A 21,336-nucleotide genomic window follows, 5' to 3' on the forward strand; every position below is an offset into this window, starting at 1 on the left:
GTATGGCGAACAAAAGACTTTTGCCTGCTTTTGACCTGTCAAAAGCAGGATTTCATGACTTCACAGATTCAAACTATAACCAAAGTTCAAATGATGAGACAGCAGTGGCACCTGCTCCTTTTTTTATCTGGAAACAAGCTAAATATTTTGGTTAAAGGTATCGCAATTCGAAACCTGACCCGATTTCAAGCCGGTATTAAACCACTGTACACGCTGCGCACTGCTGCCATGGGTAAAGCTGTCCGGTACCACCTGCCCGCGAGCACGTTTCTGTAAATAGTCATCACCAATTTTATGTGCGGCATCCATAGCTTCCTGCACATCTCCCTGTTCCAGAAACTGGGTGCGCTGATGATTATGGTAGGCCCAGACTCCGGCCAGACAGTCTGCCTGCAATTCTTGGCGCACTGAAAGCTGGTTACTCTGTACTTCGCTTGCCTGCTGACGTGCCTGCTGTACTTGAGAGGAAATCCCCAAAATGGTCTGGATATGATGACCTACTTCATGGGCCACCACATAAGCCTGCGCAAAATCTCCGGCCTGATCATTACGGGAGAGTTCGGTGGCATTCTGTTCTCCACCAATCCCCATCTGAGTACGCATATCTTTAAAGAATGCGGTATCGATATAAACTTTCTGGTCTGCCGGACAGTAGAAAGGCCCCATCGCCGCCTGAGCCGTACCACAACCCGAATTCACAATGCCATTGAACAAAACCAGTTTTGGGGGAACATACTGCTGATTTAACTGCTGCTGAAACACCTGAGTCCAGGTATCTTCAGTATCTGCTAGTACGGTGCCGACAAAATCAATCGACTCCTGCTGTTCCGGCGTAGGATTTTCCAGACCCCGTGTTTCCGCCGCACCCGATACGCCTTGGGTGACCTGTTTGGTGGTTTGATAAGCTTGCTGTGGATCGACGCCGAAGAATTTCCAGGCTACAAAAGCCACAATCAACCCGACAATACTGATTCCGCCAGCTTTGGCACCACCACCGCGACGGTCTTCTACATTACTACTGACACGACGACCTTTCCAACGCATAGTTTTTTCCTTTTCTTCATCTGCTCAATTTGCAGATATTTTTGCATCTTAAGCTTTTGATGATTTGGGCCAGATTTTTTTAATCAGGCTGATGACCAGCATCACCAGCAGACCCGCTAAAATTCCCACGGCGAAATTAATCAAGGTCGGTGTCAGGGCACCTACAATATTTCCGATACTGGGAATATCCTGTACATAGCTAACACTATCTTCAGTAAAGTGGTGAATAACAGGAATAGCATGATTAATAATTCCCCCACCGACCAGGAACATCGCAGCAGTTCCAACAACTGATAAAATTTTCATCAGAATCGGGGCAAATGCCAACAAGCCGCGTCCTATTTGTTGCTTAAAATCGGACTGCTGCTCGGTCAGATGCAGACCGATATCATCCAGTTTGACAATCAGGGCAACAAAACCATAGACCCCGATGGTCATCACGATCGCGATCAGGCTTAAAACGGTAACTTTGGTCAGCATAGAGGCTGCTGCCACCGTCCCCAAGGTAATCACGATAATTTCAGCCGAAAGGATAAAGTCGGTGCGAATCGCGCCTTTGACTTTTTCATTTTCAAACTGGTGCAAATCTGTTTCAGTCTGGATCAGTTGCTCACGGGCCTGTTCAGCATCCTTGGCCTTCGGTGTATGCAAGGTGTGTACGATTTTTTCCACGCCTTCATAACACAGAAACAAACCACCCAGCACCAATAAGGGGTTAATCAGCCAGCCGGCAATAAAGCTGATTAACAAGGCCAGCGGCACTAAAATCAGCTTATTGACAAAAGAACCTTTGGCCACTTTCCAGACTACCGGCAATTCACGATCTGCCCGTACGCCTGACACTTGCTGTGCATTTAAAGCCAGATCATCACCGAGGACGCCTGCTGTTTTTTTGGCTGCCATTTTACTCATCACAGCCACATCATCCAAGACCGTCGCAATATCATCTAATAATAGTAATAAACTGCTCGCCATATTTATTATCCTTATCATATTTCAGTTTATTTTAATCAAAATTCTTAAAAATATTGTATTCACTTGTTTAATTAATAAGATTTTTTTAATACAGCTTTTTTTCTGGCTGACAATCAAAAACAGAATACCGTACAATATTGCCATTCGTTAAAATACACCTGTAGTACTGACTACCCTTTGGAATAAATAATGAGTAATCAAGATAATCGTCCAGTGATCTTGACGGGCGACCGTCCTACCGGACAACTTCACCTCGGCCACTTTGTCGGTTCATTACGCTCTCGTGTAGGCCTGCAAGATTCTCACCATCAACACTTGTTACTTGCTGATGCTCAAGCACTCACCGATAATGCCGATAATTTTGAAAAAGTACGTCGTAACATTATTGAAGTGGCAACGGATTATCTGGCTGTCGGTATTGATCCAACTAAAACCACAATTTGTGTTCAGTCATGTTTACCTGCCTTAAACGAACTGACGATGCTTTACCTCAATTTCGTGACTGTTTCACGTCTTGAGCGTAATCCGACCATTAAATCTGAAATCCAGATGCGTGGTTTTGAGCGCGATATTCCAGCAGGTTTCTTGTGTTACCCGGTGGCTCAGGCTGCCGACATTACAGCATTCAAGGCCACTGTTGTGCCTGTGGGTGAAGATCAGATTCCAATGATCGAACAGACCAATGAAATCGTACGTCGTCTGAACCGTCAAATCGGTCATGACCTGTTACCAGAATGTAAAGCGCTACTGTCTAATGTCGGCCGCCTCCCTGGTTTTGATGGCAAAGCGAAAATGTCAAAATCTTTGGGCAATACCATTGTGCTGGATGCGACAGATAAAGATATTAAAAAAGCCGTCAATGCCATGTATACCGATCCGAATCATCTTCGTGTGGAAGACCCAGGTCAGGTTGAAGGCAATGTAGTATTCACTTATCTGGACGCCTTTGATCCAAACAAAGAAGAACTGGAAGAGCTTAAGGCATACTACCGTCGTGGTGGTTTAGGCGATGGTACAGTGAAAAAACGTCTGGAAGGCATTCTCAAAGAATTGATTGGTCCAATCCGTGAGCGCCGTATGGAGCTTGCTAAAGACCCTGACTATATTATGGATATTTTAAAGACCGGAACAGATAAATGTCGTGATATTACCCAGGCGACTTTAGATGAAGTGAAAACCGGTTTAGGTGTATTCCGTTTCTAAACATAAAATGACCACCTAAAGCTCTTCATATGAAGGGCTTTTTTATTGCGAGGTGTTTATGCACGATAAAGCAGCAAACTCGCCCATAGAATCTCCATAGTTTTAACCTTAATTAACATCTATTAACATGAATACTGCTGAGTCAAGCCTTACCGGGTCGTATTATAGCTACATACAGTAAGGAATCAAATTTAACTCTCTCCACAGTTAAGCTTGATGTAGTTTGAAAAAACATTCCTTTTTCTACGCAATGATCACCCCAATCATTGCGTTTTTTTTGTCTTTAATTTTTTAGTATAGCGATTTAAAGCATAAAAAAACCCGCCTAAGCGGGTTTTCTAAAATTCAGCACTTATGCATTTTTATGACGCATATGCGGGAACAAGATCACATCACGGATACTTGCTGCATTAGCAAAGATCATCACCAGACGGTCAATACCAATACCTTCACCGGCTGTTGGCGGTAGGCCATATTCCAGTGCTTCTACAAAGTCTGCATCATAATGCATCGCTTCATCATCACCCGCATCTTTTTCCGCAACCTGTGCCTGGAAACGTTCCGCCTGGTCGATTGGATCATTTAATTCCGAGAAGCCATTTGCCAGTTCACGACCACCAATAAAGAATTCAAAACGGTCGGTGATGTGCGGATTATCATCATTACGACGTGCCAATGGAGAAGTTTCCGCTGGATATTCCGTAATGAATGTTGGTTGACGCAGTTTGGTTTCAACTGTTTCTTCAAACACAATCGTTTGCAGCTTACCCAGACCAAAACCTGGCTTCACTTGCTCTTTCAATTCTTCTTGAAGGAATTTTGCCAGGAACTCACGGTCATTGACATTTTCCGGAGTAAATTGCGGGTTATTTTCCAGAATTGCATCAAACATTGAAATTTTCTTGAATGGCCCTTTGAAGCTATACACTTCATCACCATAAGGCACATCGGTCGAACCCAAGATATCCAGCGCCAGTTTTTCCAGCATCTGCTCGGTCAATTCCATCAGATCTTTATAATCTGCATAGGCTTGATAGAATTCAATCATGGTGAATTCTGGGTTGTGACGCGTAGATACCCCTTCGTTACGGAAGTTACGGTTAATTTCGAACACACGTTCAAAACCACCCACCACCAAACGTTTTAAATAAAGCTCTGGCGCAATACGCAAGAACAATGGCATGTCCAGTGCATTATGATGCGTTTCAAACGGACGCGCAGAAGCACCGCCTGGGATCACATGCATCATTGGCGTTTCAACTTCCATATAGCGTTTTTCAGTCAGGAAGGCACGAATACCTGCAACCACTTTGGCACGAATTTCAAACGTTTTACGGGTTTCTTCGTTCACGATCAGATCAAGATAACGTTTACGATACTTTACTTCAGTATCATTCAGACCGTGGAACTTGTCTGGCAGCGGACGCAATGATTTGGTTAATAATTCAAAATGTTCGATGTGTACATACAGATCGCCTTTGCCTGAACGACCGATATAACCTTCGATTGCAATAATGTCGCCAAGGTCTAAACCTTTGATGGTCGCAAGTACATCTGCAGCGAGTTCTTTACGGGCGACATAAAGCTGGATACGACCTGTCATGTCCTGGATCACAATAAATGAACCACGGTTTAACATCACACGACCGGCAACTTTGACGTAGACCTTTTCGCCTGCTTCAATTTCTTCTTTAGATTTATCAGCGAACTGGTCTTGTAAATCTTGGGCATAATGCTCACGCTTAAAGGTATTTGGCCATGGGCTTTTACCAGTTTCTTGTGCCTGAGCTTCGATTTGCTTTAACTTGGCATGACGCTGTGCAATTAAATCGTTTTCGGAAATGATTTGTTCAGAAGTCGATTGAGCGTTAGTTTGCGTCATCTCTGCCTCGAATAAGATTAGTTAAAAAATAGAAGTTGCCTAGAATAGCAGAAATCCTACCCGAATCGTAGCTTAAACACTCTCAGGAAGCGGCTTTTCTTTGGAAAAATCCACTATCTTGGCATTTTCCCAACCTTATCCCGTCAATCTAATCCACTCTACCAATACAATTCAGCTCGATTTGGGACCGATTATGCGATTACTTAGATGAAAGTCCTAGTGTGTGACGAGGTAGAGCCAATCACTGCACAAAAAAATGCTGGCTTAGACCAATAGCTAACTGCCTTGAATGTCCACACGTTCTACAATGATGCTCAGATTGAAGATGATGTGCCAATCAATAAATACCAATATGGCATGCCCCATAAAAATGAGTAAGATTATGTCTAAGATTTTGTTTTTACATGGCTTAGATTCCTCCAGAGAATCCACCAAGTTTCATGCAATTGATGTCGTGCATAAATATTGTATTGATGTCGATTATCGTAATCTGAGCTATAATTCGGTCGCCAGTTTTTATCATGAGATGATTGAAACCATCAAACCGGATATTCTGGTGGGTCATAATCTTGGCGGCTATTGGGCACTGAAAATGTCGCAGGCTTATCACCTTCCCTGTGTGGTGGCGAATCCCATTTTGCAACCCAATTTCAGAGATGATTATCCGGAAATTTGTCATGGCGATTTACAGCATGACATTCCGCAGTTTGCCTATCTCGAACTGGGCGATGAAATTCTGGATATGCATGCAGTTCAGGCACAGCTTGAAGACTATATGCAAATTCAGGCAGTTGATGGCGGCCATCATCGACTAGAACATCCTGAACAGATTAATACGCTGATTCAGGAAATTGAACATCATTTTATCAGACAATAAAAAAGCCCCGATATTGAGGTAATGCTGATCAGTTAAGGAGTTTAGAAATAGGCTCTTTAACTTTTTAGTCATTCACGGCGGAGTCTTAACTTTATAAATCAAATACTTGAAAATAATTTGTTACTTTGGTTTCGCCCAAAGTAACCAAAGGCATTTGTCGTCCGCAAAACTCGTCAGCCACCATCGACTAGTAAATTTGTCGCAGAAACAATCATTTTTAAATCTAGTCCTGCCTCAAACAGTTGCGGATGACTTTTCTACTTGTCAAATATGATCATGAATTTAAAAAAGAAAATGCCAGTCAATTTCTTAACTGACCGGCATTACCGATATTGAGGAGCTTTTTTTTAAATCTACAATTTAGGCAACCGCAGCTTCAGGCTGAGATTTATCATCCAGTACTGACCAGATATCCAGACCTAATTCAGCATGCAAATCAGGAAGATCAAGAAAGATACTTGCACCTAGTACTTCATGCTGACATTTGAGTGCCAATTCATTTACCGCTTTTAAAGTTCCGCCTGTTGCCAGAACATCATCAACAATGATGACTTTCTGAGACTGAACTTCCGCAGACATTTCTAAACGATCCAGACCATATTCCAGGCTATAACCGACACCCACGACTGGAGGCGGCAATTTTCCTGCTTTACGCACCAATAACAAGCCTTTGCCGGTACGTTGTGCCAACAGGCTTGCCAACACAAAACCACGCGCTTCCACTGCGATAAAGCTTTCTACTTCTGCCAGTTTGTCAGCAGGAATGCTGGCAATCAGGGCATCAGTCAATGGACCAATATTGCTCATGAAAAGTGGGGTCAAATCATAAAAGCAAATTCCTGGTTTTGGAAAATCTTGGACCGTACGAATGTGAGACCACAAAGAAGTAGACAAATTGCTCATGGGAGATCTTAAAAAAGAAAAGGAATATGCGAATTTTAAACCTATTTCCAGCCAATGAACAAGCCGAGCTGTATAATAAAAACCCAATATTTAAGCACAAGTTATTGATTTTATTATATTCATTTATTATAAAAATATTTAATCCAGACTTTACTGATTCTAAATTATATAAAAACCTCAGTTTTTACTGCACGACTTTGGTCTATAACGCATCATTTAAGCTAAATTTTGCCACAGCAGCCGCTTCATCACTCCACAGCATTTGCCAGCAAAGCCGATTTGACTCATTTTCAGAGAAATACTGAATCCAAAAGTCATTCTGCTGCTAATTTCGCTGATTAAGCTTTTATTCACTTTACTTTCTGAATAGAACTGCGTAAAAATTTAGCCAAATATGTTCACTGTTAAAAAGTCATATTCTTTTAGAGTCTTGCCATTTTATGGATTTTAAGCTGACGGTTACACTTGCTCAGTTTTGGAGAGTTACATGAAAAAGTATCAATGCATCGTTTGTGGATGGATTTATGACGAGGCGGAAGGTTGGCCTCAAGACGGCATCGTAGCGGGAACCAAATGGGAAGATATCCCGGATGACTGGACCTGTCCAGATTGTGGCGTGTCTAAAGTCGATTTCGAAATGATCGAAGTCTGAGCACGCCCAGTTAAAGACCATGTCGATATGGTCTTTTTTTATGTCCTTTTTATCCTCATATAAAACAGCATGGAGCCCTACAGCATGGAAACGACTATGCATCCTATCGTTATTATTGGTTCAGGCATGGCAGGTTATGCTGTAGCACGTGAATTTCGCAAACTTAATCCAGATCATGCACTGCTGATGATTTGCGCGGATGATGCGATAAATTATGCTAAACCTACCCTTTCCAATGCTTTGGTTGGCAAGAAAGCGCCTGAACAGATTGCATTGGGCGATGCTGCAAAAATGTCGGCACAACTGAATATGCGGATTGAACAGCAGACTTGGGTCAAAGCCATTCATCCGGAAGATCATCAGCTGGTACTTGAGAAAGATGGTCAGGAAAGCACGCAGAATTATTCCAAACTGGTCTTGGCGGTCGGTGCCAACCCGGTACGTTTAGCCATTTCCGGTGATGCCAGTGATGACATTCATGTGGTGAATAATTTAAGTGACTATAAGACGTTCCGCAGCAATCTGGCGGCACGTGAAGATAAACGCGTGGTGATTTTAGGCGCAGGCCTGATTGGCTGCGAATTTGCCAATGACCTGCAAAATACCGAGCATCAGGTCACAGTGATCGATCTGGCACCTCAACCGCTGGGCCGTTTATTACCTGAACATGTTGCAACGGCCTTCCAGAAAAACCTTGAAGAAACCGGCATTCATTTCGTCTTGGGCACCACGGTCGAGAAGGTCTCTCGTGCTGAAAATGGTGACTATTTGGTCATGCTGGCCAATGGTCAGTCTCTCGTTGCTGATGTGGTTTTGTCTGCGGTAGGTCTACAGCCGAATATCTCTTTGGCCAAACAGGCAGATGTTCATACCAGTCGTGGAATTTTAACCACGGCGCAACTGGAAACCAATCATGCCGATATTTATGCTGTAGGTGACTGTGCTGAAGTGAATGGTACCTTATTGCCTTATGTCATGCCCATCATGCAACAGGCGCGCGCGCTGGCAAAAACCCTGAATGGCGAACATACGGCTGTACATTATCCGGCTATGCCAGTGGCAGTGAAAACGCCTGCTGCACCTTTAACTGTCCTGCCTGCACCAGTCGATGTTGAGGTCACCTGGGAAACTGAAGAGCTGGAAGATGGCATGCTGGCCAAAGCCATCGACGGTAGCGGCACTTTACGTGGCTTTGTACTCTTGGGTGCAACTGCGGGCAAACAACGTCTGTCTTTGACCAAGCAGGTTCCTGACTTGATTCCTGCTGTGGTTTAGAGGTTTAATACTCAGGATATTTTTTAAACAAAATATCCTTTAATTAGGACAGCAATTATGCACAGCGCATTACAGTTTAATCTTTCTCCATATAGTTCTTTCATGCGTGAAACCAGAGTTGATCTGGGTAATGGTGTGGAATTACATGTCGAGGTGGGCGGAAATCCGGAAAATCCTACGCTGCTCCTGATTATGGGACTGGGTGCGCAGGTGCTGTACTGGCCTGACTTTTTTTGCAAATCATTGATTGATCAAGGTTTCCATCTGGTACGTTTTGATAATCGCGATATTGGCCTGTCTTCAAAAATCCATAACAAGGGTCCACGCCTGAACACCCTGAAAATGATGAGCCGTTTTGTGCTCGGTCTGGGCAATCAGGGTGCACCTTATGACCTGTATGATATGGCTGAAGATGTCAGTCTGCTGATTGAAAAAATGGGGCTGGATCAGGTTGATGTATTGGGTGCATCCATGGGTGGCATGATTGCCCAGATTCTGGCGGCACGCTATCCAGACAAAGTCAAAAAACTGGGTTTACTGTTTACCAGCAACAATCAGCCGCTGTTGCCACCGCCCTTTCCCAAGCAACTCTTTAGTTTGATTGACAAACCGGCTTCAACAGATGAAGATGGTATTGTAGATCATAGTCTAAAACTGTTTAACATCATCGGTTCGCCAGGTTATGTCAATCATCTGGAAGCGGTGCAGACCGCACGTAAATTATATAAACGAAGTTACTATCCTGCCGGTGTACTTCAACAGTTTTTAGCAATATTATGTACAGGTTCATTGCTGCAACTGAACAAGCAAATCAAGCAAGAGACCCTGGTGGTTCATGGTGCTCGTGATCGATTGCTGCCTCCTAGTCATGGCAAGGCCGTTGCAAAAGCGATTCCAGGGGCTAAATTTGAATTAATTGATGGAATGGGGCATGATATCCCACCGCATTTTATTCCATATCTTAGCGAATTATTTGCTGATCATTTTAAATCATAAACATTAGGACACTATGGCTGCACTACCCTCCTTAAGACAGCTGTCATACCTCGTAACACTGTCAGAGACGCTACATTTTACAGAAGCTGCTCGCCGCTCATTTGTCACCCAGTCAACTTTGTCTGGCGGCATTATGGAGCTGGAGCGTTTACTCGGTGGCGTACTTGTTGAACGCGACCGCCAGAATGTTCGTTTAACGCCTCTTGGTGAACAAGTGGTTGCACGCGCACGTGTTCTACTGGCTGATGCTCAGGACTTGATGCGCTTAAGTCGTGAGATGAGTGAACCCTTAACCGGTGATTTACATCTTGGCGTGATTCCTACGATTGCTCCCTTCCTGCTGTCACAGCTGCTAGAAGAAGTGCATAAACAATTACCAAAAATCCAGTTGCATCTGCATGAAGCACAAAGCGAGAAAATTGTAGAAAAACTGGAACATGGCAACCTGGATATGGTGGCCTTGGCGCTACCTTTCGATACACGTGGCCTGAAAGTGGCCGAGATTGCCAAAGAGAATCTGTATCTGGTTTATCAAAAATCAGATCAACACGCTGCGCACGCGAATTCTCTGGAAGATCTGGATCTGTCTCGCCTGATGCTACTTGAGGAAGGTCATTGTTTGCGTGATCATGCCCTGAGTGCCTGCCCGATTGGTGAGCGTAAAAATGATCATCGTTTAAAAGCCAGCTCTTTGCCGACTTTAATCGAAATGGTCTCTGCAAATCTTGGTTTTACTTTATTGCCAGAAATTGCGATTTATACCAATATGATCAAAGCCAACCCTGAGATTCTGGTCAAGCCAATCAACTCTGCGCCAAGTCGCACCCTGGCATTGGTGACGCGTAAAAGTACGCCGCTACAAAGCGAGTTTGATGTGTTATTACAGATTTTCCAAAAAATCACTCAGCACAATGCTGCTTGAGCTAAAATTTTAGATGATTAAAAGGAGCACACCCGTTGCTCCTTTTTTTATATCTCAAAGTGGATATAGCCAACCATCATAGACCTGCTAAAGTCTCAAACTGACTGTTGCTGTCATTGGTTTTAATCTGTAATAAATGCTATTTAAGACGAAGATGAGGTAATTATCGTTAAATCCCTATTTTTTGGGATATTTATTTTATTTTGCTTCATCCACAGTATAGCCTTCTCTCAGAATCAACAGGATTGAGCTTATTGGCTGCCCTCTTGCCTGCACCGGTTTTAGTCATCGCTTCATCTACTGACCTGGACCTGTCCAAAACTCAGACTGTGCTGCAACAACTGGGCTATCAACCAGATATGCTGCTGTATGCAGACAATTTCCAATCTGCACAAGAGATGATTGCCGAACATCTGCCTAACTTGATTCTTTATCACCTGACAGAAGCCTTACAGATTCATTTCATCGGTCAGATGAAACAGCATAACCCAAGTACACCTGTAGTTGCCGTACTCAAGAGTGAATCCACAGCACTCATTTATTCAGCAATCTTATCTGGTGCAAATAGCTATATCCAATCTCAGGCTTCATTCATCCAGTTTGCTGAAAGCCTGAAAATTGTCTTGCGTGGCGGTGCCTATATCCATGCTGAACTGGCAGAACATATCCTGTACCAGCTCACTGACAAAACCTGTCTCAAGGTAACCGAATTGCAGCTCTTACACTTACTCAGCCAGCAAAAAACCCCAGTAGACATACAGCACCAGCTCCAGCTGACTGACTATCAGATGTATGCCCAGGTCAAACAGATCTATCTCAAACTGCTGATATCCTCTGATTAAAACCCTTGAATGCTATTTTCTGGATAGAAAAGAGGCTGAATTTTCAGCCTCTCGAGATCATTTATTTAAACAAGTCCAATAAAATGCGTTGAGCATTATGTGGCTTTTCACCTTCTTGCAGCTGTGCCCGCAGCCAGGTTCCATCCCCTTGTAATAACCAGGATTGCTGATTATCTTTCAGATAGTTAAGTAGCCCCTGTTGATAGATGCGTTTTTTCAACACTTCATCTTCTACCGGGAAGCAGGCTTCGACCCGGTTAAACAGGTTACGATCCATCCAGTCTGCACTTGAACAGTAAACCCGTGCATTACCGTTATTGCTGAAATAATACACGCGGGTATGTTCCAGGAAACGCCCGACAATCGAACGTACCCGAATATTTTCAGACAAACCTGGCAATCCCGGACGCAAACTACAAATCGAGCGGATAATCAGGTCAATCTGTACCCCGGCCTGAGAAGCTTCATAGAGTTTATTGATCAATTGCATCTCGGTCAGCGCATTAACTTTGACAATAATCTGCGCCGGCTTGCCTGCTTTGGCATTCACGATTTCATTATCAATATAATTAATGAGTTGGGTATGTAAGGTAAATGGCGCATGTAACAGCTTTTTCAGCTTGGCCATTTTTCCCATACCGGTCAGCTCCTGAAAGATACGGTGCACATCTTCACACAGGTCTTTATCCGTGGTGAGCAAACCATAATCGGTATAGATTCGCGCATTGCCGGCATGATAGTTGCCGGTTCCCAGATGCACATAGCGCACCAGTTTATTATTTTCCCGGCGTACCACCAGAATCATTTTGGCATGGGTTTTATAGCCAACGATGCCATAGACCACTACCGCACCGGCTTCTTGCAGGACATTGGCCACTTCGATATTGGATTCTTCATCGAAACGTGCACGCAATTCAATCACGGCCGTGACTTCCTTGCCATTGCGGGCAGCTTCCGCCAGCACCTGCACGATTTCAGAATCCGGGCCACTGCGGTACAAGGTCTGTTTGATCGCCAGCACTTGTGGATCACGTGCAGCTTCACGCAACAATGAAATGACCGGTGCAAAAGACTCAAACGGATGATGCAGCAAGATATCCTGTTTTTGCATGGCACTAAAAATATTTTCAGATTTTTTCAGTACTTTGGGAATGATCGGGGTATGTGAATCATAGCGTAAATGCGGGCGCTTGAAATTAGACAGTAAGCGCGCCAGATTGACTGGGCCTGCGACTTTATAAAGCTGCTCTTCTTCCAGATCAAATTCATTCAGCAGATATTCATAAATATGCTGCGGACAGTTTTCTGTCACTTCCAGACGTACAGCACGGCCAAAACGGCGTGAACTGAGTTCGCCTTTAAGTGCCTTAGCCAAATCTTCAACATCTTCATTCAAGGCCAGATCGGCATTACGCGTGACACGGAACTGATAGCAACCGGTCGCTGTCATGCCCGGGAACAGATCTGAAACATGTTCATGAATAATCGCGGACAGCATCACATGATGCTCTTTGCCATCGGTTAATTCATCTGGCAGACGTACCACGCGTGGTAACGAACGTGGCGCTGGCACCACAGCCAGATCAATCTGACGGCCAAAGGCATCTTTACCTTCGAGAGTCACAATAAAGTTCAGTGACTTATTCACCAGACGTGGAAACGGATGTGCAGGGTCTAGGCTAATTGGCGTCAGGACGGGCGCAACCTGTTCCTGAAAATATTTTTTCACCCAGGCCGATTGTGCCGGAGTCAGTTCACCACGGCGCAAGAAACAGATATCTTCCTCACGCAGTTTTGGCAAAATTTCTTCATTTAAAATACGGTACTGGCGTTCAATCGCAGTATGTGCAGTTTTGGAAATCTGTTCCAGCACCTGCTTTGGGGTCAGGCCATCCGGACTGCGACTTTCATTGTCCAAATCTAACTGTTCCATCATTCCTGCGACCCGAATCTCAAAAAATTCGTCCAGATTACGCGAGAAAATTAACAGGAAATTCATGCGTTCAAGCAAGGGATGTAAAGGATCGACAGCCTGTTCCAGGACGCGTAAATGGAAGTCTAAAATAGACAGTTCACGATTTATATAACGATCATTATATGTATATTCGGGCTGTGCTGAAGTAGTGCTGGCTGCCGTAGTCATATCAAACCTATGCGGATTTAAAATTGTGCTTATCAGCTCAAGTATGCTTCAAATTGATGACAATTTCATAAAAAAAAGCCCAAAAACTGGGCTTTTTCTTTAAATACTTTTTCTTTAAATAATTATTTAAGGTAATTCTGCATAACGCATATACCGCTGAATCATGCGCTTGCGTGCATTTAAGGCAGAGGAGTTGCGATGATCCTGAAAATATTTTGGATTGGTCAGAATGGCCGCCAGAAAGATCGCTTGATCCTGGGTCAGGCTTTGCGCAGTTTTGCCAAAATAATGTTTGGCTGCGGCTTCCACGCCATAGATATTGTCACCAAATTCAATCGAGTTTAAATAGACTTCCAGAATCCGCTGTTTCGACCACATCCGTTCCATCATCCAGGTCGCCACCGCTTCCTGGCCTTTACGTACAAATGAACGCTTATTAACCAGAAATAGGTTTTTGGCCAGTTGCTGGGAAATGGTAGAACCCCCAGCCACCACCCGGCCTTGATCCCGATTTTTATTCAGCGCAGTTTGAATGCCGTCCCAGTCAAAACCATGATGATGAATGAATTTTCCATCTTCGGCAGTGACAATGGCACGTTTCAGATTCAGGCTGATCTCATCATAGGGACGCCATTGATGTTGAATGGCTTTGGAAGGTTCCGTCCAGTAATCAATCCGCATCATCATGGTGGTATTGACCGGATTGGTTCGCCACCAGGCCAGACTGGCAAAGATCCACAATTGAATCAGTAAAATCACACTGACGATGACTAATATCGTGCGGATCAGAAAGGCTTTCATGTCAGTGCGTTACTCCTGAAAATTTGATTTTTCGTGTTAAGCTTATTCGAAATATACAATCACAGCAAAAAAAATAGCATGTCTAAATACGCTCCCCCTGTCGTACACCGCAAACTTGAAATGCAGCTCTGGTGGATCACGGCCATTTTAATCGCGATTAATGTCGGATTATTTGGCTGGCAGGCCATCAATGGTATGGATATCAGCCAGCCGAGTACCCGAGATGCGATTCTCTGGGGTGCCGATTATGCACCTTTAACCTATTTAGCGGAACCCATGCGTTTGTTTAGCAGCATGTTTTTCCATTTTGGCCTGATTCACCTGATGTTGAATATGTGGGCCTTGTATATTTTTGGTAGTGTTGCCGAACAACTGTTTGGCCGGATGTATTTTATTGGCTTATACCTGTGTGCCGGCTTAATGGGCAGTTTGCTCAGTGGCTATATGAACATTCAGGACAGCTATGATCTGATTGCAGGGGGTGTGGCCAACCCAAGTTTATTGCCGGCGGTCAGTGCCGGTGCATCCGGTGCGGTGATGGGACTCGGCGCTTCACTGACGGTATTGGCCCTGTTGCCGATGCTGCCCCAGCAACGTTTTATTCTGGATAAAAAGACCTTGGTGATGGTGATGGGTCTGAACCTGGCCATGGGCTTTATGATCAGCGGAATCAACAATGCAGCACATATTGGCGGCATGTTGATGGGCGCTTTTTTAACCTTGCTGTGGTACGCCGGACAAAAAATGCAGCATAGCCGCATGATCAATCTGATCGCTTTAGTGATCGGTTTCGGCCTCTGTGTGCTGCTTTATCAACATAACTTGGCCTTGATCGAAGCAATTCGCCCACTGTGGCAAGATATTCTCGACCTGATGCGACAACAATTGCAGCTTTAAATCATTACCGCTTTAAATGCCAGCGAATTTAAAAAGCCATGGAGATGAATCTTACTGATTCATCTCACGCAAGCTTTGTAAGGGCGGAATGTCCGACAGATAGCTCAGACGATAACGGCCAATCAGCGCACATAACACAGTCATGAAAATCGGCAGGATAATCCAGATTTCCCAGTGTGGCTGAATCATTAAATCCATACGATAACTGGCGATTGCGCTAATCACTTCGGCAAACAGACAGGAAACCACTCCGGCAAACAGTCCGATAAAACCAATTTCCAGACTCATCATGGTTTTCAGTTTTTGTTTGGAGCTGCCAAATGACCGTAGCAAGGCCACTTCACGTTTGCGTTCATCCATGAGCAGGTTCAGACAAGCCATCAGTACCAGAAAACCGGAGATACTAACCAACACGGCCAGAATCGTCACGATCTGCACCAGTACATTCACAATACGCTTGATCTCTTCCAGAATCAGGCTGACATCAATAAACACCGTATTGGAAAATTGCTGGATCACAGACACCAGTTTGTCCTTATCTTGTTCCGGCACATAGAAACTGCCCAGATAACTTCCGGCATTGGCATCCATGCTATTCGGGGCAAAAATAAAGAAGAAATTCGGACTAAAACTTTCCCACTCGACCGTTCTTAAATTGATGACCTTCGCTTCCAACACACCTTCGGGCAAACTGAAACTGAGCTTGTCGCCAATCTTGATGCCTAATTCTTCAGCAGTATTGGCTTCGACCGATACCGTGCCGACCTGTTGCAAAGCTGCGTCACCACGAATAATCACATTATCCTGTGGATAGCTGTCGGACTGGGTCAGGTTCAGCTCACGTTTTAAAGTATTATTGCTTTTGACTAATTCTGGAGCAAAAGGCTGATCATTTTTGGCCACCAGACGCCCACGAACGTTCGGATAAAGCGGTGTACTTTTCCAGCCATTTTGCTCAATTTGAGCTTTTAGATCTGGCATGTCAAACGGTGGCAAACCATACACAAACTGATTTGGTGTACCTTGCGGCAACTGTTGCTGCCAACGCTCTAATAGGTCTGTGCGCAATACGGCTAATACTGTAATCAGACTGAGACCCAAGGCCAAAGCGGTAATCTGTAAGGCTGTTTGAGATGGTGTTCGTACATAGGCTGACAGATTCAGTTTCTGATTGCGCAGCAGTTTTAAGATCAACCATACCGTCAGATACAACACTGCACATAACACAATAATCGCGCCAATTACCCAGGCAGTCAGGAGCAGATTTTCGGTTAGAATCACGCTAAAAATAATCAGGCTCAGCGTTCCGGTCAGCAGCATCCACAGCATGGATTGCACTGATTTTTCCTGCTGGCGAATTACCCGAATTGGTGGCGTGTTCAACAGTTGCAATAGGCTCGGCATGACAAAGCCCAACAGCACCACCGCACTGGTCAGCATCGCGACTGGTAATGGCCCGAGCAGCATCGCCATAGCAGAGAATTCAATTTCTAAGTTGGGAATCAGTTGCAGCATTAACTGTAATAACCCATAACCCAGACCAATGCCGACCACCGTACCAATCGACATGGCAATCAGCAGTACTGTACCGAGCAAGGCCAGATAAGCCGATAAAATCTGCTGTTTGGTCGCACCGATACAACGCATCAAGGCAATATGATCTTGATTCTGCTGGACATAACGCTGCGCAGTGAGAGCAATCGCGATACCACATAATAGAATGGTCAGAATATTGGCCAGTTGCAGGAAGGTATCCAGGTTGGCAATCGGCTTCATTAAGCGGGTATTGCCCTCACTGGCATTGCGTAACCGGAGACTGCTTTGCTCTTCAAATTCCTGTCCCTGCACTTCTGCTGGCGTTTCAGCCGAGCCGTTTTCGGATTTGAGCTGCTGCTTAAATAAAGCTTCATATTCTTGCGTACTGTCTGGAGAACCCGCCATGAGCAAGCGATATTCAATCCGGCTACCCACCTGAATCGCATTGGTTCGCGCCACATCCGCCTGGGAGATAATCACCGTTGGCGAAAAGCCAGAAAATCCGAGCTCCTGATTAGAATCCTGTTCAATCTTGGCTGTGACTTTAAACGCCGCATCGGCAATATTCAGCTGATCGCCCAGTTTGACTTTGAGCAGGTCCATAGCCCGTGGACTGAGCCAGATTTCACCCGATTGAATCTTCGTTTTTGCAGGCTGCAGCTCGCCACGCAAGGGAAAAGCCTGATCAATGGCTTTGACATTGACCATGACAAACTGTTCATCGGTATAGGCCATGGTGCTAAAGAAAGTGACTTCTGACTGCTGTAAATCCAGCTGTTTGGCCTGATCACGCCATTCTTTTGGTAGAGGCTCATTGTCCGAAAGTACCAGATCACCGGCCAGCATTTCTGCGGCCTGCAAGGCCACTGCATTTTGAATCTGTTCATTGCTAAACTTGAGTGCTGTTGTTGCACTGATCGCCAGCGTTAAGGCAATAATTAACAGATAAATTCCGGTACTTTTAAAACTTTGTGTGAGTAGAGGACGAAATAAAGGGTTCATCTCATCCTCCACTCGGATGTTCAATCAGCTGGCCATTCAGCAGTTCAAAATGTCGCTGGCATTGCTGTGCCAGTTTGCGGTCATGCGTCACCAGCACCAAGGTCGTACCCAGTTCCCGATTCAACTGAAACAAAAGCTGTTCAATTTCCTTGGCAGTTTCACCGTCGAGATTGCCTGTGGGTTCATCGGCAAAAATAATTTTCGGTTCACTGACCAATGCCCGGGCAATCGCGACACGCTGCTGCTCCCCGCCAGACAGGACTTTCGGGGTTTGTTGTGCCTGCCGATCCAGACCAACTTTATGCAGTAGCGCCAAGGCTTTTTGTTCAGCTTCTGCATATTTGAAACTGGGCTGTAAACGCAGTGGCAACATGACATTTTCAAGGGCAGTCAGATGTGGCAAGAGCTGAAAAGACTGAAACACAAACCCGATATTTTTCAGGCGCACCAACGCACGTTGTTCTTCATTCAAGGTAGAAACCGACTCGCCACTGACGATGAGCTGGCCTGAACTGGCCTGATCCAGCGTTGCCAGAATGCCTAGCAATGTGGATTTTCCCGAGCCGGAACGACCGGTAATTGCCACCTGCTCGCCTGCCATAATCTCCAGATCAAGATCCTCAAAAATAGTCAGCTGTTTTTGTGAAAGTTGTATCTTTTGTGTCAATTTCTGGGCAGAAATAATCGCCTGTGGCATGATGTTCGAATCGTTGCTACTTTGAATCATACGTGTCCTATATGAAAGATCTTAATCAGAAAACTCGGGTATTGTCTTACTTGTTTTTGCTCAGTCTGTGCCTGTTACCGCTCGGAGTATCAGCAAAGACGATTATGATTTTAGGTGATAGTTTAAGTGCTGGTTACGGTATTCAGCCACAACAAGGCTGGGTACATTTATTACAAAAGCGTTTAGAGCAACAGTATCCGAAACAGCATAAAGTGGTCAATGCAAGTGTCAGTGGAGAAACCACCAGTGGAGCGCTGGCCAGAATGCCGAAACTGTTGCAGACGCATCGTCCAGACCTTGTGGTGATTGAGTTGGGGGGTAATGACGGCTTACGCGGACAGCCGCCGCAAATGATTCAAAAAAATTTAGCCAGCCTGATTCAGCAAAGCCAGAAAGCCAAGGCCAAAGTCGTGGTATTTGGTATGAAGATGCCGCCTAATTATGGACAGGCCTATAGCAAGGCCTTTGAAAATAATTATAAGGTAGTGAGCCAGCAATATAAGGTGAAATTGTTACCGTTCTTTATGCAGGGTGTGGCCGGCAATAAAACCCTGATGCAAAAGGATCTGATTCATCCAAATGCCAAGGCACAAACCATCCTGCTAAATAATGCCTATCCATACATTAAAGGCGCTTTATAAAGCGCCTTTAAGTTATTTTAGATTGTATTTAAATAAATTTTGCCTAAAAATCAAAGAACAATACTTCACCTGTTTCCAGTGAATATTCAGCACCGACCACTTTGAGTTGTCCTTGACCAATCAGATTTTCTAATACTGCTGAACCATGACGTAGTTGGTTAACCGATGCAAATACGTTAGAACGCACGGCATGCTTGGACAATTTTGCCAAGTCATTTTTCAGTTCAGTTTGCATTAAGGTTTCAACTGAAGGACGTACTCGATTCACAATCGACATCAGGTTTGCCGACGGCGGGCAATCTGGGCACATTAAGGTATCAATGGTGGCCTGGATCGCGCCACAATGACTATGACCTAAGACTACAACAATAGCGCAGTCATAGCGTTCCGCCGCAAATTCAACACTCCCGACCTGTGATGGAGCGACAATATTGCCTGCAACACGAATCACAAAAAGATCACCGAGACCCTGATCAAAAACCATTTCAGCCGGGACACGCGAATCTGAACAGCCCAGTACAATTGCAAATGGGTTCTGATCCTCTGCCATTTCTGCGCGCTGTTGGTGGCTCAGTTGTTTTGGATGCGAGGTATCACCGCTGACAAAACGTTGGTTCCCTTGTTTAAGACGTTCTAAAGCTTCTTGAGCTGTGAGCATTCTTTTCTATCACCGATGTTTTAGTTGCAATATTTTACTGCCAGTTTTTTTGAATGTCACTTGCAAAAAATCTTAGCTGCTTAAATTTTTAACATTTATCTAATTTCATTTCAGCAGGGGTTTTATGTGCAGCACATCACATTTTCAAATCATTCAATGCTGTTCAGCAAAAAACTAATGGGTGACAAGCGCCAGGATTGATTTAAAATAGAATGAAGAATAATGTTTTTATTTGACTGAAATAGCAAATTTACAACATGGAAGTATTTGAGCAATTTGCTCGCTGTGTATTTTTTGGGGAATGTGCCAATGAAGAAAATAATAAAGTTGCGCTCGAAAATAATCTGCTCGACCTTAGTCGCGTTTACGATGGCATTGCCGAGCTTTGCACATAGTCAATATATGTTTAGCCAGCCGAATGAAAAGCCTGCCAAAATATTACAACAACATCTGCTGCAGGAACGAACACAGGCTGGACTTCAATCCAAGACACTTAAAATCGGTGATGTGACCTGGAGCTACAGTGAAGGTGGTGCAAAGAACAAGCCTTCAATTCTGCTGATTCATGGTCTGGCAGGAACGCGAGATAACTGGAATCGGGTCGCACAGTTTCTGACTCCACATTATCATGTGATTATTCCTGACTTGCCGAGCAACGGCGATACCAAGGTTCCGGAGAATTTCGATGTTTCTGTGCCCAATGTGACTTTTCAGATGCGTTTATTCATTGAAACCTTAAATGTAGACGAGAATTTACATATTGCCGGACATTCCCTGGGGGGATCGATTGCCACGGTCTATGCCTCACAATATCCCTTCGATACGCAAAGCCTGTTTTTAATCAATAGTGCCGGCCTGTATAAAATGGGCAATACGCCCTATACCAAAGACCCGCAAGCCCTAAAAGACCTAATCGTCAGCAAGCCCGGTGATCTGCAAGATGTCTCCAGACAGCTGATGCAGAACCCGCCGGTGATTCCTTATCAGCTCCAGTATGCACAGGAAAAACTGCTGATTTCACGTTCTGAGCAGACCAGTAAATCGATTGATCAGGTCGTGATGCTGAACCGGATTTATACACCAGAAACCTTTGCCCGCCTGACCCGCACAGTTGAAGCACCGACCTTGATTTTATGGGGCAGACAGGACCGGATCATCAATGTCGAAGTGGTTAAAGAACTGCATGCCCTGTTGAAACGTGCCGAAACGCCGGTGATTCTGAACAATGTCGGGCATATGCCGATTCTGGAAGCAGAAAAACAGGTGGCACAACATTATTTGCCTTTTCTGGCCAAGACCCAGACCCTAAAAAACCCGCTTGCTGATAAACTCATTCCTTTAAATTAAGTTTCAGAGCCGT

General features: G+C 44.6%; 20 protein-coding genes. 11 read left to right on the forward strand and 9 right to left on the reverse strand.

Translation table 11 applies throughout. The features are described 5' to 3' along the window. Nucleotides 1-2: 2 nt before the first annotated feature. A complete protein-coding gene (locus tag FTU87_RS10390; RefSeq protein WP_180075184.1) occupies nt 3-155 on the forward strand; it encodes a hypothetical protein in 153 nt (50 codons plus the stop codon). On the opposite strand, the gene FTU87_RS10395 is transcribed toward FTU87_RS10390, so the two are convergent. Then, nucleotides 139-1,044: a neutral zinc metallopeptidase gene (locus FTU87_RS10395; RefSeq protein ID WP_100328816.1), complete on the reverse strand. Its 906-nt coding sequence runs from the start codon at nt 1,042-1,044 to the stop codon at nt 139-141. The two genes, FTU87_RS10390 and FTU87_RS10395, sit on opposite strands and share 17 nt — an antisense overlap. A gap of 48 nt (nt 1,045-1,092) precedes the next feature. Beyond that, a complete protein-coding gene (locus tag FTU87_RS10400; protein ID WP_180039514.1) occupies nt 1,093-2,019 on the reverse strand; it encodes a DUF808 domain-containing protein in 927 nt (308 codons plus the stop codon). Nucleotides 2,020-2,208: 189 nt separating this feature from the next. Between FTU87_RS10400 and trpS the strand changes: the two genes are divergently transcribed. Continuing rightward, nucleotides 2,209-3,222, forward strand: a complete 1,014-nt coding sequence (gene trpS, locus FTU87_RS10405; RefSeq protein WP_005172000.1) for a tryptophan--tRNA ligase — start codon at nt 2,209-2,211, stop codon at nt 3,220-3,222. Nucleotides 3,223-3,574: 352 nt separating this feature from the next. On the opposite strand, the gene lysS is transcribed toward trpS, so the two are convergent. Then, a complete protein-coding gene (lysS, locus tag FTU87_RS10410) occupies nt 3,575-5,104 on the reverse strand; it encodes a lysine--tRNA ligase (protein WP_005172002.1) in 1,530 nt (509 codons plus the stop codon). Nucleotides 5,105-5,486: 382 nt separating this feature from the next. Between lysS and FTU87_RS10415 the strand changes: the two genes are divergently transcribed. Continuing rightward, nucleotides 5,487-5,981: a YqiA/YcfP family alpha/beta fold hydrolase gene (locus FTU87_RS10415; RefSeq protein ID WP_100355281.1), complete on the forward strand. Its 495-nt coding sequence runs from the start codon at nt 5,487-5,489 to the stop codon at nt 5,979-5,981. Nucleotides 5,982-6,341: 360 nt separating this feature from the next. Here FTU87_RS10415 and FTU87_RS10420 read toward each other — a convergent pair whose 3' ends face one another. Then, complete coding sequence (locus FTU87_RS10420) at nt 6,342-6,884, reverse strand: adenine phosphoribosyltransferase (RefSeq protein ID WP_005096259.1); 543 nt, start codon at nt 6,882-6,884, stop codon at nt 6,342-6,344. A 487-nt stretch (nt 6,885-7,371) separates the two neighbouring features. Between FTU87_RS10420 and rubA the strand changes: the two genes are divergently transcribed. The 5 genes from rubA (at nt 7,372) to FTU87_RS10445 (ending at nt 11,571) form a co-directional block, all read left to right on the forward strand. Then, complete coding sequence (rubA, locus tag FTU87_RS10425) at nt 7,372-7,536, forward strand: rubredoxin RubA (protein WP_005096258.1); 165 nt, start codon at nt 7,372-7,374, stop codon at nt 7,534-7,536. 96 nt (nt 7,537-7,632) lie between these two features. Continuing rightward, nucleotides 7,633-8,811 (forward strand): rubredoxin reductase RubB, encoded by a 1,179-nt coding sequence (gene rubB / locus FTU87_RS10430; protein WP_180097293.1) that lies wholly within the window; start codon nt 7,633-7,635, stop codon nt 8,809-8,811. 57 nt (nt 8,812-8,868) lie between these two features. Beyond that, nucleotides 8,869-9,807, forward strand: coding sequence for an esterase EstB (gene estB, locus FTU87_RS10435; protein ID WP_005172008.1), 939 nt, complete (start codon nt 8,869-8,871; stop codon nt 9,805-9,807). Nucleotides 9,808-9,820: 13 nt separating this feature from the next. Then, nucleotides 9,821-10,729 (forward strand): LysR family transcriptional regulator OxyR, encoded by a 909-nt coding sequence (gene oxyR, locus FTU87_RS10440; RefSeq protein ID WP_180097250.1) that lies wholly within the window; start codon nt 9,821-9,823, stop codon nt 10,727-10,729. A gap of 254 nt (nt 10,730-10,983) precedes the next feature. Further along, nucleotides 10,984-11,571 carry a response regulator transcription factor gene (locus tag FTU87_RS10445; protein WP_180097252.1) on the forward strand — a complete coding sequence of 196 codons (588 nt, stop codon included), beginning with the start codon at nt 10,984-10,986 and terminating at the stop codon, nt 11,569-11,571. Between the two features lie 61 nt (nt 11,572-11,632). Here FTU87_RS10445 and ppk1 read toward each other — a convergent pair whose 3' ends face one another. Both ppk1 and mtgA read right to left on the reverse strand, forming a co-directional pair. Further along, entirely contained in the window at nt 11,633-13,714 is a 2,082-nt protein-coding gene (ppk1, locus tag FTU87_RS10450; protein WP_180097254.1) for a polyphosphate kinase 1, read from the reverse strand. A 126-nt stretch (nt 13,715-13,840) separates the two neighbouring features. Next, nucleotides 13,841-14,515, reverse strand: a complete 675-nt coding sequence (gene mtgA, locus FTU87_RS10455; RefSeq protein WP_005096252.1) for a monofunctional biosynthetic peptidoglycan transglycosylase — start codon at nt 14,513-14,515, stop codon at nt 13,841-13,843. Between the two features lie 78 nt (nt 14,516-14,593). Here mtgA and FTU87_RS10460 point away from each other — a divergent pair, with 78 nt between their 5' ends. Further along, nucleotides 14,594-15,412: a rhomboid family intramembrane serine protease gene (locus FTU87_RS10460; RefSeq protein ID WP_159138416.1), complete on the forward strand. Its 819-nt coding sequence runs from the start codon at nt 14,594-14,596 to the stop codon at nt 15,410-15,412. 51 nt (nt 15,413-15,463) lie between these two features. Here FTU87_RS10460 and FTU87_RS10465 read toward each other — a convergent pair whose 3' ends face one another. Further along, entirely contained in the window at nt 15,464-17,950 is a 2,487-nt protein-coding gene (locus FTU87_RS10465) for an ABC transporter permease (RefSeq protein ID WP_180097256.1), read from the reverse strand. A gap of 1 nt (nt 17,951) precedes the next feature. After that, nucleotides 17,952-18,677 (reverse strand): ABC transporter ATP-binding protein, encoded by a 726-nt coding sequence (locus FTU87_RS10470; RefSeq protein ID WP_005096248.1) that lies wholly within the window; start codon nt 18,675-18,677, stop codon nt 17,952-17,954. Between the two features lie 11 nt (nt 18,678-18,688). Between FTU87_RS10470 and FTU87_RS10475 the strand changes: the two genes are divergently transcribed. Further along, nucleotides 18,689-19,318 carry an arylesterase gene (locus FTU87_RS10475; RefSeq protein ID WP_005172025.1) on the forward strand — a complete coding sequence of 210 codons (630 nt, stop codon included), beginning with the start codon at nt 18,689-18,691 and terminating at the stop codon, nt 19,316-19,318. Between the two features lie 43 nt (nt 19,319-19,361). Here the strand turns inward: FTU87_RS10475 and FTU87_RS10480 are convergent, their stop codons facing one another. Then, nucleotides 19,362-19,976, reverse strand: a complete 615-nt coding sequence (locus tag FTU87_RS10480) for a carbonic anhydrase (RefSeq protein ID WP_005096244.1) — start codon at nt 19,974-19,976, stop codon at nt 19,362-19,364. Nucleotides 19,977-20,285: 309 nt separating this feature from the next. Here FTU87_RS10480 and FTU87_RS10485 point away from each other — a divergent pair, with 309 nt between their 5' ends. Continuing rightward, on the forward strand, nt 20,286-21,323 hold the full coding sequence (locus tag FTU87_RS10485) for an alpha/beta fold hydrolase (RefSeq protein WP_074383096.1): 1,038 nt from the start codon (nt 20,286-20,288) through the stop codon (nt 21,321-21,323). Nucleotides 21,324-21,336 lie beyond the last annotated feature (13 nt).

Source organism: Acinetobacter sp. YH12156, from assembly GCF_013418235.1.
Lineage (GTDB): Bacteria > Pseudomonadota > Gammaproteobacteria > Pseudomonadales > Moraxellaceae > Acinetobacter > Acinetobacter pseudolwoffii.